The sequence below is a fragment of the Streptomyces sp. NPDC048196 genome (assembly GCF_040652715.1).
GTDB lineage: Bacteria > Actinomycetota > Actinomycetes > Streptomycetales > Streptomycetaceae > Streptomyces > Streptomyces siderophoricus.
In genome coordinates this window covers 17,479-31,691 of sequence record NZ_JBEZMM010000070.1, presented here as the reverse complement: position 1 = coordinate 31,691, position 14,213 = coordinate 17,479, and the positions used below count along the sequence as shown (strand labels likewise).

General features: G+C 70.4%; 13 protein-coding genes. 6 read left to right on the top strand and 7 right to left on the bottom strand.

What is annotated here, in order from left to right; genetic code table 11:
* The first annotated feature begins 851 nt into the window (after window positions 1-851).
* Complete coding sequence (locus AB0E02_RS35960) at window positions 852-2,135, top strand: LCP family protein (protein WP_362147853.1); 1,284 nt, start codon at window positions 852-854, stop codon at window positions 2,133-2,135.
* 82 nt (window positions 2,136-2,217) lie between these two features.
* On the opposite strand, the gene AB0E02_RS35955 is transcribed toward AB0E02_RS35960, so the two are convergent.
* The gene (locus tag AB0E02_RS35955) at window positions 2,218-3,393 is read right to left on the bottom strand and encodes an acyl-CoA dehydrogenase (RefSeq protein WP_362147850.1); all 1,176 of its coding nucleotides are present in this window, start codon (window positions 3,391-3,393) and stop codon (window positions 2,218-2,220) included.
* A gap of 205 nt (window positions 3,394-3,598) precedes the next feature.
* Between AB0E02_RS35955 and AB0E02_RS35950 the strand changes: the two genes are divergently transcribed.
* The gene (locus AB0E02_RS35950; protein ID WP_351541514.1) at window positions 3,599-4,939 is read left to right on the top strand and encodes a UDP-glucose/GDP-mannose dehydrogenase family protein; all 1,341 of its coding nucleotides are present in this window, start codon (window positions 3,599-3,601) and stop codon (window positions 4,937-4,939) included.
* A gap of 151 nt (window positions 4,940-5,090) precedes the next feature.
* Here the strand turns inward: AB0E02_RS35950 and AB0E02_RS35945 are convergent, their stop codons facing one another.
* Complete coding sequence (locus AB0E02_RS35945; RefSeq protein WP_362147847.1) at window positions 5,091-5,636, bottom strand: CGNR zinc finger domain-containing protein; 546 nt, start codon at window positions 5,634-5,636, stop codon at window positions 5,091-5,093.
* A gap of 73 nt (window positions 5,637-5,709) precedes the next feature.
* Between AB0E02_RS35945 and AB0E02_RS35940 the strand changes: the two genes are divergently transcribed.
* Window positions 5,710-6,078 carry a VOC family protein gene (locus AB0E02_RS35940; protein ID WP_362147844.1) on the top strand — a complete coding sequence of 123 codons (369 nt, stop codon included), beginning with the start codon at window positions 5,710-5,712 and terminating at the stop codon, window positions 6,076-6,078.
* Between the two features lie 9 nt (window positions 6,079-6,087).
* Here AB0E02_RS35940 and AB0E02_RS35935 read toward each other — a convergent pair whose 3' ends face one another.
* The 3 genes from AB0E02_RS35935 to AB0E02_RS35925 are packed head-to-tail and all read right to left on the bottom strand — an operon-like array spanning window position 6,088 to window position 8,947.
* The gene (locus tag AB0E02_RS35935; protein ID WP_362147841.1) at window positions 6,088-7,275 is read right to left on the bottom strand and encodes a dipeptidase; all 1,188 of its coding nucleotides are present in this window, start codon (window positions 7,273-7,275) and stop codon (window positions 6,088-6,090) included.
* A complete protein-coding gene (gene purE, locus AB0E02_RS35930; RefSeq protein WP_362147838.1) occupies window positions 7,272-7,811 on the bottom strand; it encodes a 5-(carboxyamino)imidazole ribonucleotide mutase in 540 nt (179 codons plus the stop codon). Before purE ends, AB0E02_RS35935 begins: the two co-directional genes overlap by 4 nt.
* The gene (locus tag AB0E02_RS35925) at window positions 7,808-8,947 is read right to left on the bottom strand and encodes a 5-(carboxyamino)imidazole ribonucleotide synthase (RefSeq protein WP_362147835.1); all 1,140 of its coding nucleotides are present in this window, start codon (window positions 8,945-8,947) and stop codon (window positions 7,808-7,810) included. The genes purE and AB0E02_RS35925 overlap by 4 nt, the downstream gene beginning before the upstream one ends.
* Before the next feature lie 178 nt (window positions 8,948-9,125).
* Between AB0E02_RS35925 and AB0E02_RS35920 the strand changes: the two genes are divergently transcribed.
* The gene (locus AB0E02_RS35920) at window positions 9,126-9,542 is read left to right on the top strand and encodes a protease inhibitor I42 family protein (protein WP_362147832.1); all 417 of its coding nucleotides are present in this window, start codon (window positions 9,126-9,128) and stop codon (window positions 9,540-9,542) included.
* Between the two features lie 102 nt (window positions 9,543-9,644).
* Window positions 9,645-10,175: a GtrA family protein gene (locus tag AB0E02_RS35915; protein WP_362147829.1), complete on the top strand. Its 531-nt coding sequence runs from the start codon at window positions 9,645-9,647 to the stop codon at window positions 10,173-10,175.
* 32 nt (window positions 10,176-10,207) lie between these two features.
* Here the strand turns inward: AB0E02_RS35915 and AB0E02_RS35910 are convergent, their stop codons facing one another.
* Window positions 10,208-11,455 carry an ATP-binding protein gene (locus AB0E02_RS35910; RefSeq protein ID WP_362147826.1) on the bottom strand — a complete coding sequence of 416 codons (1,248 nt, stop codon included), beginning with the start codon at window positions 11,453-11,455 and terminating at the stop codon, window positions 10,208-10,210.
* A gap of 16 nt (window positions 11,456-11,471) precedes the next feature.
* Window positions 11,472-12,152 carry a response regulator transcription factor gene (locus AB0E02_RS35905; RefSeq protein WP_030416075.1) on the bottom strand — a complete coding sequence of 227 codons (681 nt, stop codon included), beginning with the start codon at window positions 12,150-12,152 and terminating at the stop codon, window positions 11,472-11,474.
* A 507-nt stretch (window positions 12,153-12,659) separates the two neighbouring features.
* On the opposite strand from AB0E02_RS35905, the gene AB0E02_RS35900 reads away from it, so the two are divergent.
* Window positions 12,660-14,165: an oligopeptide:H+ symporter gene (locus AB0E02_RS35900; protein ID WP_362147822.1), complete on the top strand. Its 1,506-nt coding sequence runs from the start codon at window positions 12,660-12,662 to the stop codon at window positions 14,163-14,165.
* The last annotated feature ends 48 nt before the right edge of the window (window positions 14,166-14,213 follow it).

Genomic DNA, 14,213 nt, shown 5'->3' with positions numbered 1-14,213 from the left:
GCCGGTTGTGTGGACTGCTGACGCTTTACGTCCACACAACCGGCCCCTCCGGCCCGTCCCCTCCCGTTGAGGGATGGGAAGAAGGCGGGTGGGGGTGGACGTTGGGGATACAAGGGGCCGTTGGGACCCGTAGGGGATGGTCGAACAGATCCCGTAAGGGTTGTGAGGGCCCCCTGCGGGGCCACAACTCGACGCACCGGGCGAGCTATTCCCACTGACCCGCAACACCAGGTGCATCCTCGACAACGCGCGCCCCCACTCACCCGCACACTTCCCCAACGGGAGGGGACGGGCCGGAGGGGCCTTGTTCGTGGACGTAAAGCGACAGCAGTCCACGAACAAGGCCCCGCAGGCCAGTCACCGCACCCAACACAACCCAGCCCGCCGCAGGCGCAACGGCGAGAAACCCCACGGCGGGAGAGACGGGTACGTGCGGGGCGCCGCAAAGCGCACAACGGCGACCAAGCCCCGCGGCGGGACAACCAGGTACGTGCGGGGCGCCGCAAAGCACAACGACGAGCAACCCCCACGGCGGGACGGCCAGGTACGTGCAGGGCCGCCGCAAAGCGCACAACGACGAGCACCCCCCACGGCGGGACAGCCAAGTACGTGGGCGAAAAGCCAAGCGCAGCGGAACGTGGGGAATGCCACAAGGACCCCGCGGCAGGAGAGCCGGGTACGTGGGCGGTATCCGGAATGGCTGGTTCCGTTCTTGCAGGTCGGAATGGTCACGGGCCCTTGCGATATGCGATGGAACGCCGCCGTCGCTTTGCATCAGGTCTGCAACAGGGCTGGCCCGATCCCGCACCTGCCCTATGGGACGGGCCCCTGGGCCGTGCACACTGCCCGGTATGAATGAGTGGCCCAACGGATGGTCCGGCGACCGGAACGGCAACGGATACGGGCGCGGCAGCGGTGCCGACCCCGAGGGTGCCCGTGCCATGCCCCAGGTGCGGCGTGACGCGGCCCCCGGCTATCAGCGGCAGGAGCCCCCGCTGCCGCCGTCGATGTCCCCCCGCAGGGGCGCGACCGTGCCGCCGCAGCAGTCCCAGGGCTACGACGACGCGTACGACGGTTACAACACCGGCCAGGTCTACGGAGGCGGTGGCGGCGGTGGCGGCCGCTACGACGACGGGTACGGCGGCGGACGGCCGCGGCCGCGCTGGGGGCGGCGCATCAAGTGGACGATCATCACCGTGGTCGTCGTCCTGGCGGTCGCCTCGGTCGCCACGTACTTCTGGGCCGACGGCAAGCTCCGCCGCCAGGTCGACCTCAGCAAGGTCATCGACCGGCCGGAGACCGGCGACGGCACGAACTACCTGATCGTCGGCTCGGACAGCCGCGAGGGCATGTCCGCCGAGGAGAAGAAGAAGCTGCACACCGGCTCCGCCGAGGGCAAGCGCACCGACTCGATGATGATCCTGCACGACGGCAGCAACGGCCCCACGCTGATCTCGCTGCCGCGTGACTCGGACGTCGAGATACCGTCCTTCGTCGGCTCGGACTCCGGCAAGAAGTACCCGGGCACCGGACGGCACACCAAGCTCAACGCGGCCTACGCCGAGGACGGCCCGGAGCTGCTGGTGCGTACCGTCGAGGCCAACACCCACCTGCACATCGACCACTACGTCGAGATCGGCTTCGCCGGCTTCGCCAACATCGTGGACGCCATCGGCGGTGTGGAGATGGACATCCCCAAGGCGTTCAAGGACAAGTGGTCCGGCGCCGACTTCCCGGCCGGCAAGCAGACCCTCAACGGCCAGCAGGCGCTCGCCTTCGTCCGCACCCGGCACGCCTTCGCCGGCAGTGACCTGGACCGGACGAAGAACCAGCAGAAGTTCCTGTCGTCGCTGGCCGGCCAGACGGCCACGCCGAGCACCGTGCTCAACCCGTTCAAGCTCTACCCGGTGATGGGTGCCGGCCTGGACACGCTGATCGTCGACAAGGACATGAGCCTGTGGGACCTGGGCGAGATGTTCTTCGCGATGAAGGGCGTGACCAGCGGTGACGGCAAGTCGATGAACATGCCGGTCTCCGGCTCCACCGGCGGCAACCTGGTGTGGGACAAGGCCAAGCTGCAGCAGCTGGTCCAGCAGCTGAACAACGACGAGAAGGTCACCGTCAGCGGCAACTGACGCAGGGCCGGACACGGAAAGGGGCCCGGACCGCGAGTGCGGTCCGGGCCCCTTACCCGTGTGCCGTGGGGCCTACTGGGGCCTACTGGGGCAGGTTGCGCGCCATCACGATGCGCTGGACCTGGTTGGTGCCCTCGTAGATCTGGGTGATCTTGGCGTCCCGCATCATCCGCTCCAGCGGGTAGTCGCGGGTGTAGCCGTAGCCGCCGAGCAGCTGGACCGCGTCCGTGGTGATCTCCATGGCGGCGTCCGAGGCGTAGCACTTGGCCGCGGCGCCGAAGAAGGTCAGGTCCTCGCCCTTGCCGCCGGCCGATATCCGCTCGGAGCGGGCCGCCGCGGCGTAGGTGAGCTGACGGGCCGCCTCCAGCTTCATCGCCATGTCGGCGAGCATGAACTGGATGCCCTGGAAGTCGCCGATCGGCTTGCCGAACTGCTTGCGCTCCTGGACGTAGCCCTTGGCGTAGTCCAGCGCGCCCTGGGCGATGCCGAGCGCCTGGGCCGCGATGGTGATGCGGGTGTGGTCCAGGGTCTTCATGGCCGTGGCGAAGCCGGTGCCCTCCTCGCCGATCATGCGGTCGGCGGGGATGCGGACGTTGTCGAGGTAGACCTCGCGGGTCGGGGAGCCCTTGATGCCGAGCTTCTTCTCCGGGGCGCCGAAGGAGACGCCCTCGTCGCCCTTCTCGACGACGAAGGCGGAGATGCCCCTGGAGCGCTTCTCCGGGTCGGTGACCGCCATCACCGTGTAGTACTCGCTGACGCCGGCGTTGGTGATCCAGCGCTTGACGCCGTTGAGGACGTAGTGGTCGCCGTCCCGGACGGCCTTGGTCTTCATGCCGGCCGCGTCGGAACCGGCGTCCGGCTCGCTCAGGCAGTACGAGAACATCGCGTCGCCGCCGGCGAGCGGGCCCAGGTACTTCTTCTTCAGCTCCTCGGAGCCGGAGAGGATCACCGGCAGCGAACCGAGCTTGTTGACGGCCGGTATGAGGGAGGACGAGGCGCAGACCCGGGCGACCTCCTCGATGACGATGACGGTCGCCAGCGCGTCGGCGCCGGCACCGCCGTAGGACTCCGGTACGTGGACGGCGTGCAGGTCGTTGACGACCAGCGCGTCGAGCGCCTCCTGGGGGAAGCGGGCCTCCTCGTCCACCGCGGCGGCGAACGGCGCGATCTTCGCCTCGGCGAGCGAGCGCACCGACTCGCGGAGCATGTCGTGCTCCTCGGACGGCCGGTACAGATCGAAATCAGCGGTTCCCGCCACTAACTCTCACTCCCCTGAGCTCCGGCAGTGCTAACTACCGTTAAGTAACCCTTTACCTCTCCGGATTCTAGGCTCCGCGCCCGGCCTGCGGATACGTGAGGTTGCCGACAGTTACGGTCCTGCCCGCCGCGCGACTGGAGTAGGCCATTCCCCTCGCGACTATGCTCGGTCCGGCCGTCTTCGTCAGCATGCGTCTGGAGCACCCATGGCCCTCAAGATCACCGTGATCGGCACCGGCTACCTCGGCGCCACCCACGCCGCAGCCATGGCCGAGCTCGGCTTCGAGGTGCTGGGGCTCGACGTGGTCCCCGAGAAGATCGAGATGCTGCAGCGCGGCGAGGTCCCGATGTACGAGCCGGGCCTCGCGGAGCTGCTGCGCCGCCACGTCGCCGGCATCGAGGGCTCCACCGGGCGGCTGCGCTTCACCACCTCCTACGAGGAGGCCGGCGCGTTCGGCGACGTCCACTTCGTCTGCGTGAACACCCCGCAGAAGCACGGCGAGTACGCCTGCGACATGAGTTACGTGGACAGCGCCTTCGACGCGCTGGCGCCGCACCTGACCCGGCCCACGCTGGTGGTCGGCAAGTCGACGGTGCCGGTGGGCAGCGCGGCCCGGCTCGCCGAGCGGCTGGCGGCCGCCGCCCCGGCCGGCCCGGCCGCCGAGCTGGCCTGGAACCCGGAGTTCCTGCGCGAGGGCTTCGCCGTCCAGGACACCCTGCACCCGGACCGGATCGTCGCGGGTGTGGCCGGCGAGAAGGCCGAGGAGCTGCTGCGCGAGATCTACGCCAGGCCGATCGCCGAGGGCTCGCCGTTCATCGTCATGGACTACCCGACGGCCGAGCTGGTCAAGACCTCCGCCAACTCCTTCCTGGCGACGAAGATCTCGTTCATCAACGCGATGGCCGAGGTCTGCGAGGCGGCCGACGGCGACGTGCTGAAGCTCGCCGAGGCGATCGGGCACGACGAGCGGATCGGCAAGAAGTTCCTGCGGGCCGGCATCGGCTTCGGCGGCGGCTGCCTGCCGAAGGACCTGCGGGCGTTCATGGCGCGCGCCGGTGAGCTGGGCGCCGACCAGGCGCTGACCTTCCTGCGCGAGATCGACTCGATCAACATGCGGCGCCGCGGCCACATGGTCGAGCTGGCCCGGGACGCGGTCGGCGGCGGCTTCCTCGGCAAGCGGGTCGCGGTCCTCGGCGCGACCTTCAAGCCGGACTCGGACGACGTCCGGGACTCCCCCGCGCTCAACGTCGCCGGTCAGATCCACCTCCAGGGCGGCCAGGTCACCGTCTACGACCCCAAGGGCATGGAGAACGCCCGCCGGCTCTTCCCGACGCTGGCCTACGCGGACACCGCACTGGAGGCGGTACGCGGCGCGGACGTGGTGCTGCACCTGACGGAATGGCGCGAGTTCCGCGAGCTGGACCCGGCGGCCCTGGCCGAGGTCACCGCCGAGCGCCGCATCCTGGACGGCCGCAACGCCCTCGACCCCCAACTCTGGCGCAAGGCCGGCTGGACGTACCGGGCCCTCGGACGACCTCGGGCGTAGTTCCCCACGTACTCGGCCGTCCCGCCGCGGTTGTTGCTCGCCGGTGCCGCTTTGCGGCGCCGCGTACGTACTTGGCTTTCCCGCCGCGGGACCTGCTCGCCGTTGCGCTTTGCGGCGGGACGGCCAACTACGTGGGAGGCACCCCAAAGCGCTACGCGCGCTTCGCGCGGTACGTGCGCATCTTTGCCCGGCTCCCGCAGACCGCCATGTCGCACCAACGGCCGCGGGCGGCCGGACTGCGGTCGTAGAAGGCCCAGCGGCAGTCGTGGGCCTCGCAGGCCTTGAGTCGGGGCCAGGTGCCGTCGGCGACCGCGGTCGCCATCGCGGCGGCGAGGTGGGCGGTGAGGTGGGCGGCGCCCTGGAGGCCGTCGGCGGGGCGGAGCGTGGGGTGGCCGTCTTCGGTCACGGTCAGTACCAGGGGTGCTTCGGCCAGCAGCCGGTTGAGCGTGCGTGCCGCCGGGGTGGGGAGCGGGGCGCCCGTGGTGTGGGCCAGGCAGGCGGCGCGCAGTGCCTCCCGTAGCTGCTGGAGAACGGTCAATTCGTCGTTTTCCAGGGGGAGTTCCGGGAACCCGTGGTCGCGCAGGAAGGCGCGGGAGCCGCCGTCGGCGCACAGCGTGTCCGCGCCGGTCTCGACGTCGAGGGTGTTGACCAGGTCCTGTACGAGGAGCAGGGAGTCCGGGGCCGTTCGGGATGCCACCTTGCAATGTTACCGATAGCTGCCATCATGCAGTAAACGAAGTTACCGGTTGGACGCGTATGGAGGTAACGTCATGATCACCTTGGGTGTCACCGTGCTGGACTGTCCCGACCACGCCGCGCTCGCGGAGTTCTACGCGCAGATGCTCGGCTGGCGGGTGACGCGGGGCGATGAGGACGACTGGATCGAGGTCGTCGGGCCCCACGGCCGGGTCCTGGCCTTCCAGCGGGTGGAGAGCGACTACCGGCCGCCGCAGTGGCCGGGCCAGGACGTGCCCCAGCAGCTGCACCTGGACTTCGACGTGGCCCGGGCGGACATCGACGAGGCCGAGCGCAAGGTCGTCGGGCTGGGCGCGAAGCTCGTGCAGCACGACGAAGGGGTGCGCGACTTCCGGGTCTATCTCGACCCCGCCGGGCACCCCTTCTGCCTCTGCCTCAAGTAACGGCCGCGGTCAGCCGTCCAGTTGCCCGATCGTCGCGTGGGACGGGCCGCGCCGCTGCCGCTCGGCGCGCGCCACGTCCTCCGCCGCGCGCAGCGTGCGGACCGCGTTCTGCCAGGTCAGCTTGGCCAGGTCGGCCTCGGACCAGTTGCGGTCCAGCAGTTCGGCGATCAGGTTCGGGTAGCCGGCGACGTCCGCCAGGTCGTCGGGGGTGAAGGCGGTGCCGTCGAAGTCGCCGCCGATGCCGATGTGGTCGACGCCGGCGACCTCGCGCATGTGGTCGAGGTGGTCGGCGACGGTCGCGGCGGTGGCCCTCGGCCGCGGGTGGGCGGTCTCGAAGGCCCGGTGGACGGCCATGCCCTCCTCGGTGGTGTCGAGGTGGTGCAGGCCGTGGGCGCGCATGTTCTCGTCGGCCCGCCGGGTCCACTCCACCGCCTCGGGCAGCACGAACTTCGGCACGAAGGTGGCCATCGCGATGCCGCCGTTGGCGGGCAGCTGGGCCAGCACGTCGTCGGGGACGTTGCGCGGGTGGTCGCAGACGGCCCGCGCGGAGGAGTGCGAGAAGATCACCGGCGCGGTGCTGACCCGCAGGGCGTCGCGCATGGTGTCGGCGGAGACGTGCGAGAGGTCGACCAGCATCCCGCAGCGGTTCATCTCCCGGACGACCTCTTCGCCGAAGGCGGACAGGCCGTTGTGGCGCGGCTCGTCGGTCGCCGAGTCCGCCCAGTCGATGGTGTCGTTGTGGGTGAGGGTCATATAGCGCACGCCCAGTTGGTGCAGGGTGCGCAGGGTGGCGAGCGAGTTGTTGATGGAGTGGCCGCCCTCGGCGCCCATCAGGGACGCGATCCGGCCCTCGGCGCGGGCCGCCTCGATGTCGTCGGCGGTGTGCGCCAGGCGCAGCGCGTCGGGGTAGCGGGCGACCAACTGCCGTACCGCGTCGATCTGTTCGAGGGTGGCGCTGACCGCGGTGTCGCCGGCGTAGTCGGCGCGTACGTAGACCGACCAGAACTGCGCGCCGACGCCGCCGGCCCGCAACCGCGGCAGGTCGGTGTGCAGGGTGGCGGACTGGTCGGTGGCGATGTCGCGCCGGTCGAGGTCGTAGCGGACCTGCTCGCGCAGCGCCCAGGGCAGGTCGTTGTGGCCGTCGACGACGGGCCATCGGGTGAGCAGGTCCCGGGCGGCGTCCCGGGAGGTGCTCACTTGGCGCCCCCGAAGCCGAAGCCGTTGGGGGTGGCGACCTTGTTGCGCAGCCGGCGGCCCTTCTCGGTGGCCTGTTCGTTGAGCTCCTGCTGGAACTCCCGCATGCGGGCCTGGAGTTCGGGGTCGTGCGCGGCGAGCATCCGGGCGGCGAGCAGTCCGGCGTTGCGGGCTCCGCCGACGGAGACGGTGGCGACCGGGACGCCGGCGGGCATCTGCACGATGGAGAGGAGGGAGTCCATCCCGTCGAGGTACTTGAGGGGGACCGGGACGCCGATGACGGGCAGGGGGGTGACCGAGGCGAGCATCCCGGGGAGGTGGGCCGCGCCGCCCGCGCCGGCGATGATCACCTTCAGGCCGCGGTCGGCCGCGTCCTCGCCGTACGTGATCATTTCGCGGGGCATCCGGTGGGCCGAGACGACGTCGACCTCGTGGGGCACCTCGAACTCGGCGAGGGCCTGGGCGGCGGCCTCCATGACGGGCCAGTCGGAGTCGGAGCCCATGACGATGCCGACGAGGGGGGACGCGGGAGAAGTCATTCGGTGATCGTTCCTCGCAGGTAGCCGGCGGCGTGCGCGGCGCGCTCGCGCACATCCGCCAGGTCGTCGCCGTAGGTGTTGACGTGTCCGACCTTACGGCCGGGCTTCACGTCCTTGCCGTACATATGGATCTTCAGCTGCGGGTCCCGTGCCATGCAATGCAGGTACGCGTAGTACATGTCGGGGTAGTCGCCGCCGAGGACGTTGGCCATCACCGTCCAGCGGGCGCGCGGGCGCGGGTCGCCGAGCGGGAGGTCGAGTACGGCACGGACGTGGTTGGCGAACTGCGAGGTGATCGCGCCGTCCTGGGTCCAGTGGCCGGAGTTGTGCGGGCGCATGGCGAGCTCGTTGACGAGGATCCGGCCGTCGGCGGTCTCGAAGAGCTCGACGGCCAGGTGGCCGACGACGCCCAGTTCCTTGCCGATGCGCAGGGCGAGTTCCTGTGCCTGGCCGGCCAGTTCGGGGTCGAGGTCGGGCGCCGGGGCGATCACGGTGTCGCAGACGCCGTCGACCTGGATGGACTCCACGACCGGGTAGGCGACGGCCTGGCCGTGCGGGGAGCGGACGATGTTGGCCGCGAGTTCGCGGGCGAAATCGACCTTTTCCTCGGCAAGGACGGGCACCCCGGCACGGAACGGCTCGGCGGCCTCCTTGGAGGATCGCACGACCCAGACGCCCTTGCCGTCATAGCCCCCGCGGACGGTCTTGAGGACCACGGGAAACCCGTCGCCCTCCGCCGCGAACCGCACCACGTCCTCGGGGTCCGAGACGATGCGGTGGCGCGGGCAGGGCGCGCCGATCGCGTCGAGCTTCGCCCGCATCACGCCCTTGTCCTGGGCGTGCACCAGCGCGTCGGGACCGGGGCGGACGGCGATGCCGTCGGCCTCCAGGGCCCGCAAATGCTCGGTGGGCACGTGCTCGTGGTCGAAGGTGATCACGTCGCAGCCGCGGGCGAAGGCGCGCAGGGTGTCGAGATCGCGGTAGTCGCCGATGACGACTTCGCTGACCACCTGGGCCGCCGAATCCTGCGGGGTGTCACTGAGGAGCTTGAACTTGATGCCGAGGGGGATACCCGCCTCGTGGGTCATACGGGCGAGCTGACCGCCGCCGACCATGCCGACTACCGGGAACGTCACGCCCCCCAGGGTATCCGTAAGCCGTCGTTCCGCCTGACCCGGCCTTGGATGATCCTCTGAGTTCGCACGTTCGAAGATCGCCGGTGGCGGATCACCACCGGCCGTTGGCCCCGGGCCGGGGCAGCCGGTACGGGGAGAAGCCCGGTGCCCGGCCCGGGCCCGGCGAAGGGGAGGCCGGATGGAGAACAGCGACATATCCAGGGGCGCCAGGACGCTGGTGGTCGTCATCGCGATCGCCGCGCTGCTGATCGCCCTGCACTCCGTTTTCAGCCAACTGTCCGCGCCGAAGGTCTACGGCCCGGACGACACCGAGATCGCGGTGTCCGCCGGCGACCGCTTCAGCGTGGAGGTCGCCGGCGGACCCGCCGGCGGCTTCCGCTGGGTCGTCGCCTCGCCCCGGCCCGACCCGGCCGTCCTGCGGCCCACCGGCGCCCACCAGGCCCGCGGCGGCTCGGGGCCGGTCCGCCGCCTCGACTTCGAGGCGGTCCGGCCGGGGCGTACGGAGCTGCGTCTGGTGCGCTGTCGGCGCTGCTCGGCGGGGGCGGCCGACGAACCGGGGGCCCGCACCCTCAACTTCCGCGTCACGGTCGGCTGAGCGGTCGACGGGAACGCTTGGGGCGGGCGTGGTTAGCATGAGGGTGCGGACCAAGGTTGACGGCCGCGCACACCGCCCACGACGGGGAGCTGAACGAGCACCATGAGTGAACGCGGCGCACTGCGGTCGAGGCTGGAGGCGCTCACCCGCGAAGTGGTGAAGTTCGGTGCCGTCGGGGGCGCGGGCGTCGTGGTCAACTTCGCGGTCTTCAACCTCGTACGGCATCTGACCGAGGTGCCCGTGGTGCGGGCGAGCATCATCGCCACGGTCGTGGCGACCGGCACCAACTACATCGGTTACCGGTACTTCACCTACCGCGACCGCGACAAGCAGGGCCGCACGAAGGAGCTGACGCTCTTCCTGCTGTTCAGCGCGGTCGGCCTGGTGATCGAGAACGGCCTGCTCTACATCGCGACGTACGGCTTCCACTGGGACACCCCGCTGCAGAACAACTTCTTCAAGTTCCTCGGCATCGGGCTCGCCACGCTCTTCCGCTTCTGGTCGTACCGCACCTGGGTCTTCCGCACGCTGCCGGCCCGCGAGGCGATAGAGACGGCCGAGTCCTTCCTCGCCGACGGCGCGGACGAGCCGCACCGCAGCCCGCACGCGCGGCGGCCCGCCTCCCGCAAGTAGCCCGCCGGCGACGCCCGCAGCGCCGGCCGGCCTCACTCCTCGACGGGCTCGGCCTCCCGGGCCAGGAACAGTGCGAAGACCGGCGGATGCTGCTGCAGCAGTTCCAGCCGCCCGCCGTCCGCCTCCGCCAGGTCCCGGGCGACGGCCAGCCCCAGCCCCGTCGAATTGCGGCCGGAGACGGTCCGTTCGAAGACCCGCGAGCCGAGGTCCGTCGGCACCCCGGGTCCGGCGTCGGTGACCTCGACGACGGCCTGGTTGCCGGTGACGCGGGTACGCAGCGCGACCGTGCCGTCGCCGTGCATCAGCGAGTTCTCGATCAGGGTGGCCAGCACCTGCGCGACCGCGCCCGGTGTGCCGACGGCCCGCAGGCCCTTCTTCCCGGAGCGGACGATGGCCCGCCCGGCGCTGCGGTAGGCCGGCCGCCACTCCTCGATCTGCTGCTTGACGACCTCGTCCAGGTCGAAGGCGACCGCGGAGCCGCTGCGCGGGTCGCGGGAGTTGGTCAGCAGCCGCTGCACGACGTCGGTCAGCCGCTCCACCTGGGCCAGCGCGATGGTGGCCTCTTCCTTCACGGTGTCCGGGTCGTCGGTGAGGGTGATCTCCTCCAGCCGCATCGACAGCGCGGTCAGCGGCGTCCGCAGCTGGTGCGAGGCGTCCGCGGCCAGCCGCCGCTCGGCGGTCAGCATCCGCGCGATGCGCTCGGCGCTGGCGTCGAGGACGTCGGCGACCCGGTCCAGCTCCTGCACGCCGTAACGGCGGTGGCGCGGGCGGGGGTCGCCGGAGCCGAGCCGCTCGGCGGTCTCGGCGAGGTCGGTCAGCGGTGCGGTCAGCCGGCGGGCCTGGCGGACGGCCAGCACGACGGCCGCGAGGATCGCCAGCAGCGCGACGGCCAGGATGACCAGCAGCGTCCGGCCGATCTCCGCGCTGATCGTGGACCGGGACTCCTGGACCGTGACGGATTCGCCGCGGTCGCCGCGCACGGTCGACTGGATGACGTCGCCGGCGGGGCGCTGCCCGATCTCGATCGGCGGTTTGCCGGGCACCTTGATCTCGGCGTGCCGCTTGGCGGTGATCTGCTCGGAGAGCACATCGGGGGTGATCTTCTCGCCGCCGCCGAGCCGGCTCTCCACTATCCCGACCAGCCGGACCGCTTCGGAGGCCACGCTCTCCTGCGCGCCGGCCTGGATCGTCCGGGTCTCGACGATGACGAGGGAGACGCCGAAGACGGCGATCACGACGAGGACCACGGCGAGCGTGGAGTTGATCAGGCGGCGGCGCACGGGCTCGTGGCTCTTTTCAGCTTTTTTCGAAGCGGAAGCCGACACCGCGGACGGTGGCGATGTACCGGGGGTTGGCGGCATCGTCCCCGAGCTTCTTGCGGAGCCAGGAGATGTGCATGTCCAGCGTCTTCGTGGACGACCACCACGTGGTGTCCCAGACCTCGCGCATGAGCTGGTCGCGGGTGACGACCCGGCCGGCGTCCCGCACCAGGACCCGCAGCAGGTCGAACTCCTTCGCCGTGAGCTGGAGTTCCTCCTCGCCCATCCAGGCGCGGTGCGATTCGACGTCGATGCGGACGCCGTGGGTGGCCGGCGGCTGCTGGGGCTCGGCGGTGGAGCCGCGGCGGAGCAGGGCCCGTACCCGGGCGAGGAGTTCGGCGAGCCGGAAGGGCTTGGTGACGTAGTCGTCGGCGCCGGCGTCCAGGCCGACCACGGTGTCCACCTCGTCGGCGCGGGCGGTCAGGACCAGGATGGGGAAGGAATGGCCTTCGTTGCGCAGCCGGCGGGCGACCTCCAGGCCGTCCATGCCGGGCAGCCCCAGGTCCAGGACGACGAGGTCGATGTTGCCCTGGATACCGGCGTCCAGTGCCGTCGGGCCGTCCTCGCGCACCTCGACTTCGTAACCCTCGCGGCGCAGGGCGCGGGCGAGCGGCTCCGAGATGGACGCGTCATCCTCGGCGAGCAGTACACGGGTCATGGGCCGATGGTAGTCCGATGTATCCGGCCCGAGGGGCGGACCAGCACGGATGGCCGACGGCGGACCGTTCCTGCAGCGTGACCTGCGGCGCGCCCGCGCGGGGCGGCGCGCGCGGTCGCCCGGAGGGGCGCGCGTGGTTCCCCACTTCAGTGTGAGCGTTGTCTCACGAGCACCAACGGCGGCGGATCGAGTCGTATGGTGAATACAACGTCCAACGCACAACCATCGGGACCGTGACGCTCAACTGACGTCACCGGTCCCTGTTGTGTGCGGGGCTGGCACGACCAGCTCCGGTACACAGTGATCGACCTGTCGACCGGGTCCACCGCGCGAGCAGCACGGGGGGCGTGGATCCCGGTGTGGACCGTCCTGCCGGTGCTGCCTCGATGAGGGTGTGCGCACCGAACCCCCCGGGCGTGGGGGGCGGAGGGGCCCACACCGGTGCCGGTCATCCCCCACCGGCCGCGTCACGGCCTTCGGACGCGTCCCGAGCAGCAAGGAACCATCATGGCGTCCAGCCTGACGAAGGGCGCTGCCCAGCAGGGAACCCCTGTGAACGGCGGCAAGACCTTCTTCGGCCACCCGCGCGGACTGGCCACGCTCTTCATGACCGAGATGTGGGAGCGCTTCAGCTTCTACGGCATGAAGGCCCTACTCCCGCTGTACCTGATCGCGCCCGGCGGCATGCACATGCAGGCCACGACGGCCACGGCGATCTACTCCGTGTACATGGCGATGGTCTATCTGCTCGCCATGCCGGGCGGCTGGATGGCCGACCGTTTCTGGGGGCCGCGCAAGACGGTCGCCATCGGCGCCATCGTCGTCATCGCGGGTCACATCACGCTCGCCCTGCCCACCGCGGCGACCTTCTTCGCCGGCCTCATCCTGGTGGCGCTCGGCTCCGGCCTGCTGAAGGCGAACATCTCCACGATGGTCGGCCACCTCTACGACGGTCCGCAGGACCCGCGCCGTGACGGTGGCTTCACGCTCTTCTACATCGGCATCAACCTCGGCGCCTTCCTCGCCCCGCTGTCCATCGGCACCGTCGGCGAGAGCGTCAACTGGCACTTCGGCTTCACGCTCGCCGCGGTCGGCATGGCCCTCGGCCTCGCGCAGTTCCTGCTGGGCACCCGCCACCTGAGCGCCGAGAGCGATGTCGTCTCGCAGCCCGCGTCGGCGCAGGAGAAGTCGTCCGTGCTGCGCAAGGGCCTGGTCTGGCTGATCGTCGCGGCCGTGTTCTACACCCTGCTCGGGGTGACCGGTAACTTCGCCGACTGGGCGCTGATGCCGATCACCATCGCCGGTCTGGTCATCCCGGTCGCCGTGCTGTTCCGCATGAAGCGCGACAAGGAGCTCTCGGAGCTGGAGCAGTCCAAGCTCTCCGGTTACATCTGGTTCTTCGTGGTCGCCGCCGTCTTCTGGATGATCTACGACCAGAACGGCTCGACCCTGTCGATCTTCGGCGAGCACTCGACCACCAACGACCTGCTGGGCTTCCACTTCCCGACGTCCTGGTACCAGTCGCTGAACCCGATCTTCATCATGGCGCTCGCCCCGGTGGTCGCGTCCGGCTGGCTGTGGCTGAACAAGCGCGGCAAGGAGCCGAGCACCGCCGTCAAGTTCGCGTCCAGCCTCGCGCTGATCGGCATCTCGTTCGCGGTCTTCCTCTTCCCGCTGCTGGACACCGCGGCCAACGGCGGCCGGGTCAGCCCGATGTGGCTGGTGGCGATCTACTTCATCCAGACCATCGGTGAGCTCTGCCTCTCCCCGGTCGGCCTGTCGGTCACCACGAAGATGGCGCCCGCCAAGTACAGCTCCCAGATGATGGGTGTCTGGTTCCTCGCGGTCACCGCCGGTGACTCCGTGGCGGGCCTGCTGACCTCCCCGCAGCTGAACGTCGACCTGAACACCTCAAGTTCGGTCGCCGTCGAGGCCGCCCTCGCGGTCGTCGCCGGCATCGGCATCTGGACGTCCCGCAAGCGGGTCAAGGAGCTGATGGGCGGCGTCAACTGACGCCTGCCGGCCCCGGACGGTGAAGAAGGGGGCGTCGCACCGATGGTG

Coding starts and splice junctions, on each gene's coding strand:
- AB0E02_RS35960 (WP_362147853.1), top strand. CDS start 852: ATGAATGAGTGGCCCAACGGATGGTCCGGCGACCGGAACGGCAACGGA.
- AB0E02_RS35950 (WP_351541514.1), top strand. CDS start 3,599: ATGGCCCTCAAGATCACCGTGATCGGCACCGGCTACCTCGGCGCCACC.
- AB0E02_RS35940 (WP_362147844.1), top strand. CDS start 5,710: ATGATCACCTTGGGTGTCACCGTGCTGGACTGTCCCGACCACGCCGCG.
- purE (WP_362147838.1), bottom strand. CDS start 7,811: ATGACTTCTCCCGCGTCCCCCCTCGTCGGCATCGTCATGGGCTCCGAC.
- AB0E02_RS35920 (WP_362147832.1), top strand. CDS start 9,126: ATGGAGAACAGCGACATATCCAGGGGCGCCAGGACGCTGGTGGTCGTC.
- AB0E02_RS35915 (WP_362147829.1), top strand. CDS start 9,645: ATGAGTGAACGCGGCGCACTGCGGTCGAGGCTGGAGGCGCTCACCCGC.
- AB0E02_RS35905 (WP_030416075.1), bottom strand. CDS start 12,152: ATGACCCGTGTACTGCTCGCCGAGGATGACGCGTCCATCTCGGAGCCG.
- AB0E02_RS35900 (WP_362147822.1), top strand. CDS start 12,660: ATGGCGTCCAGCCTGACGAAGGGCGCTGCCCAGCAGGGAACCCCTGTG.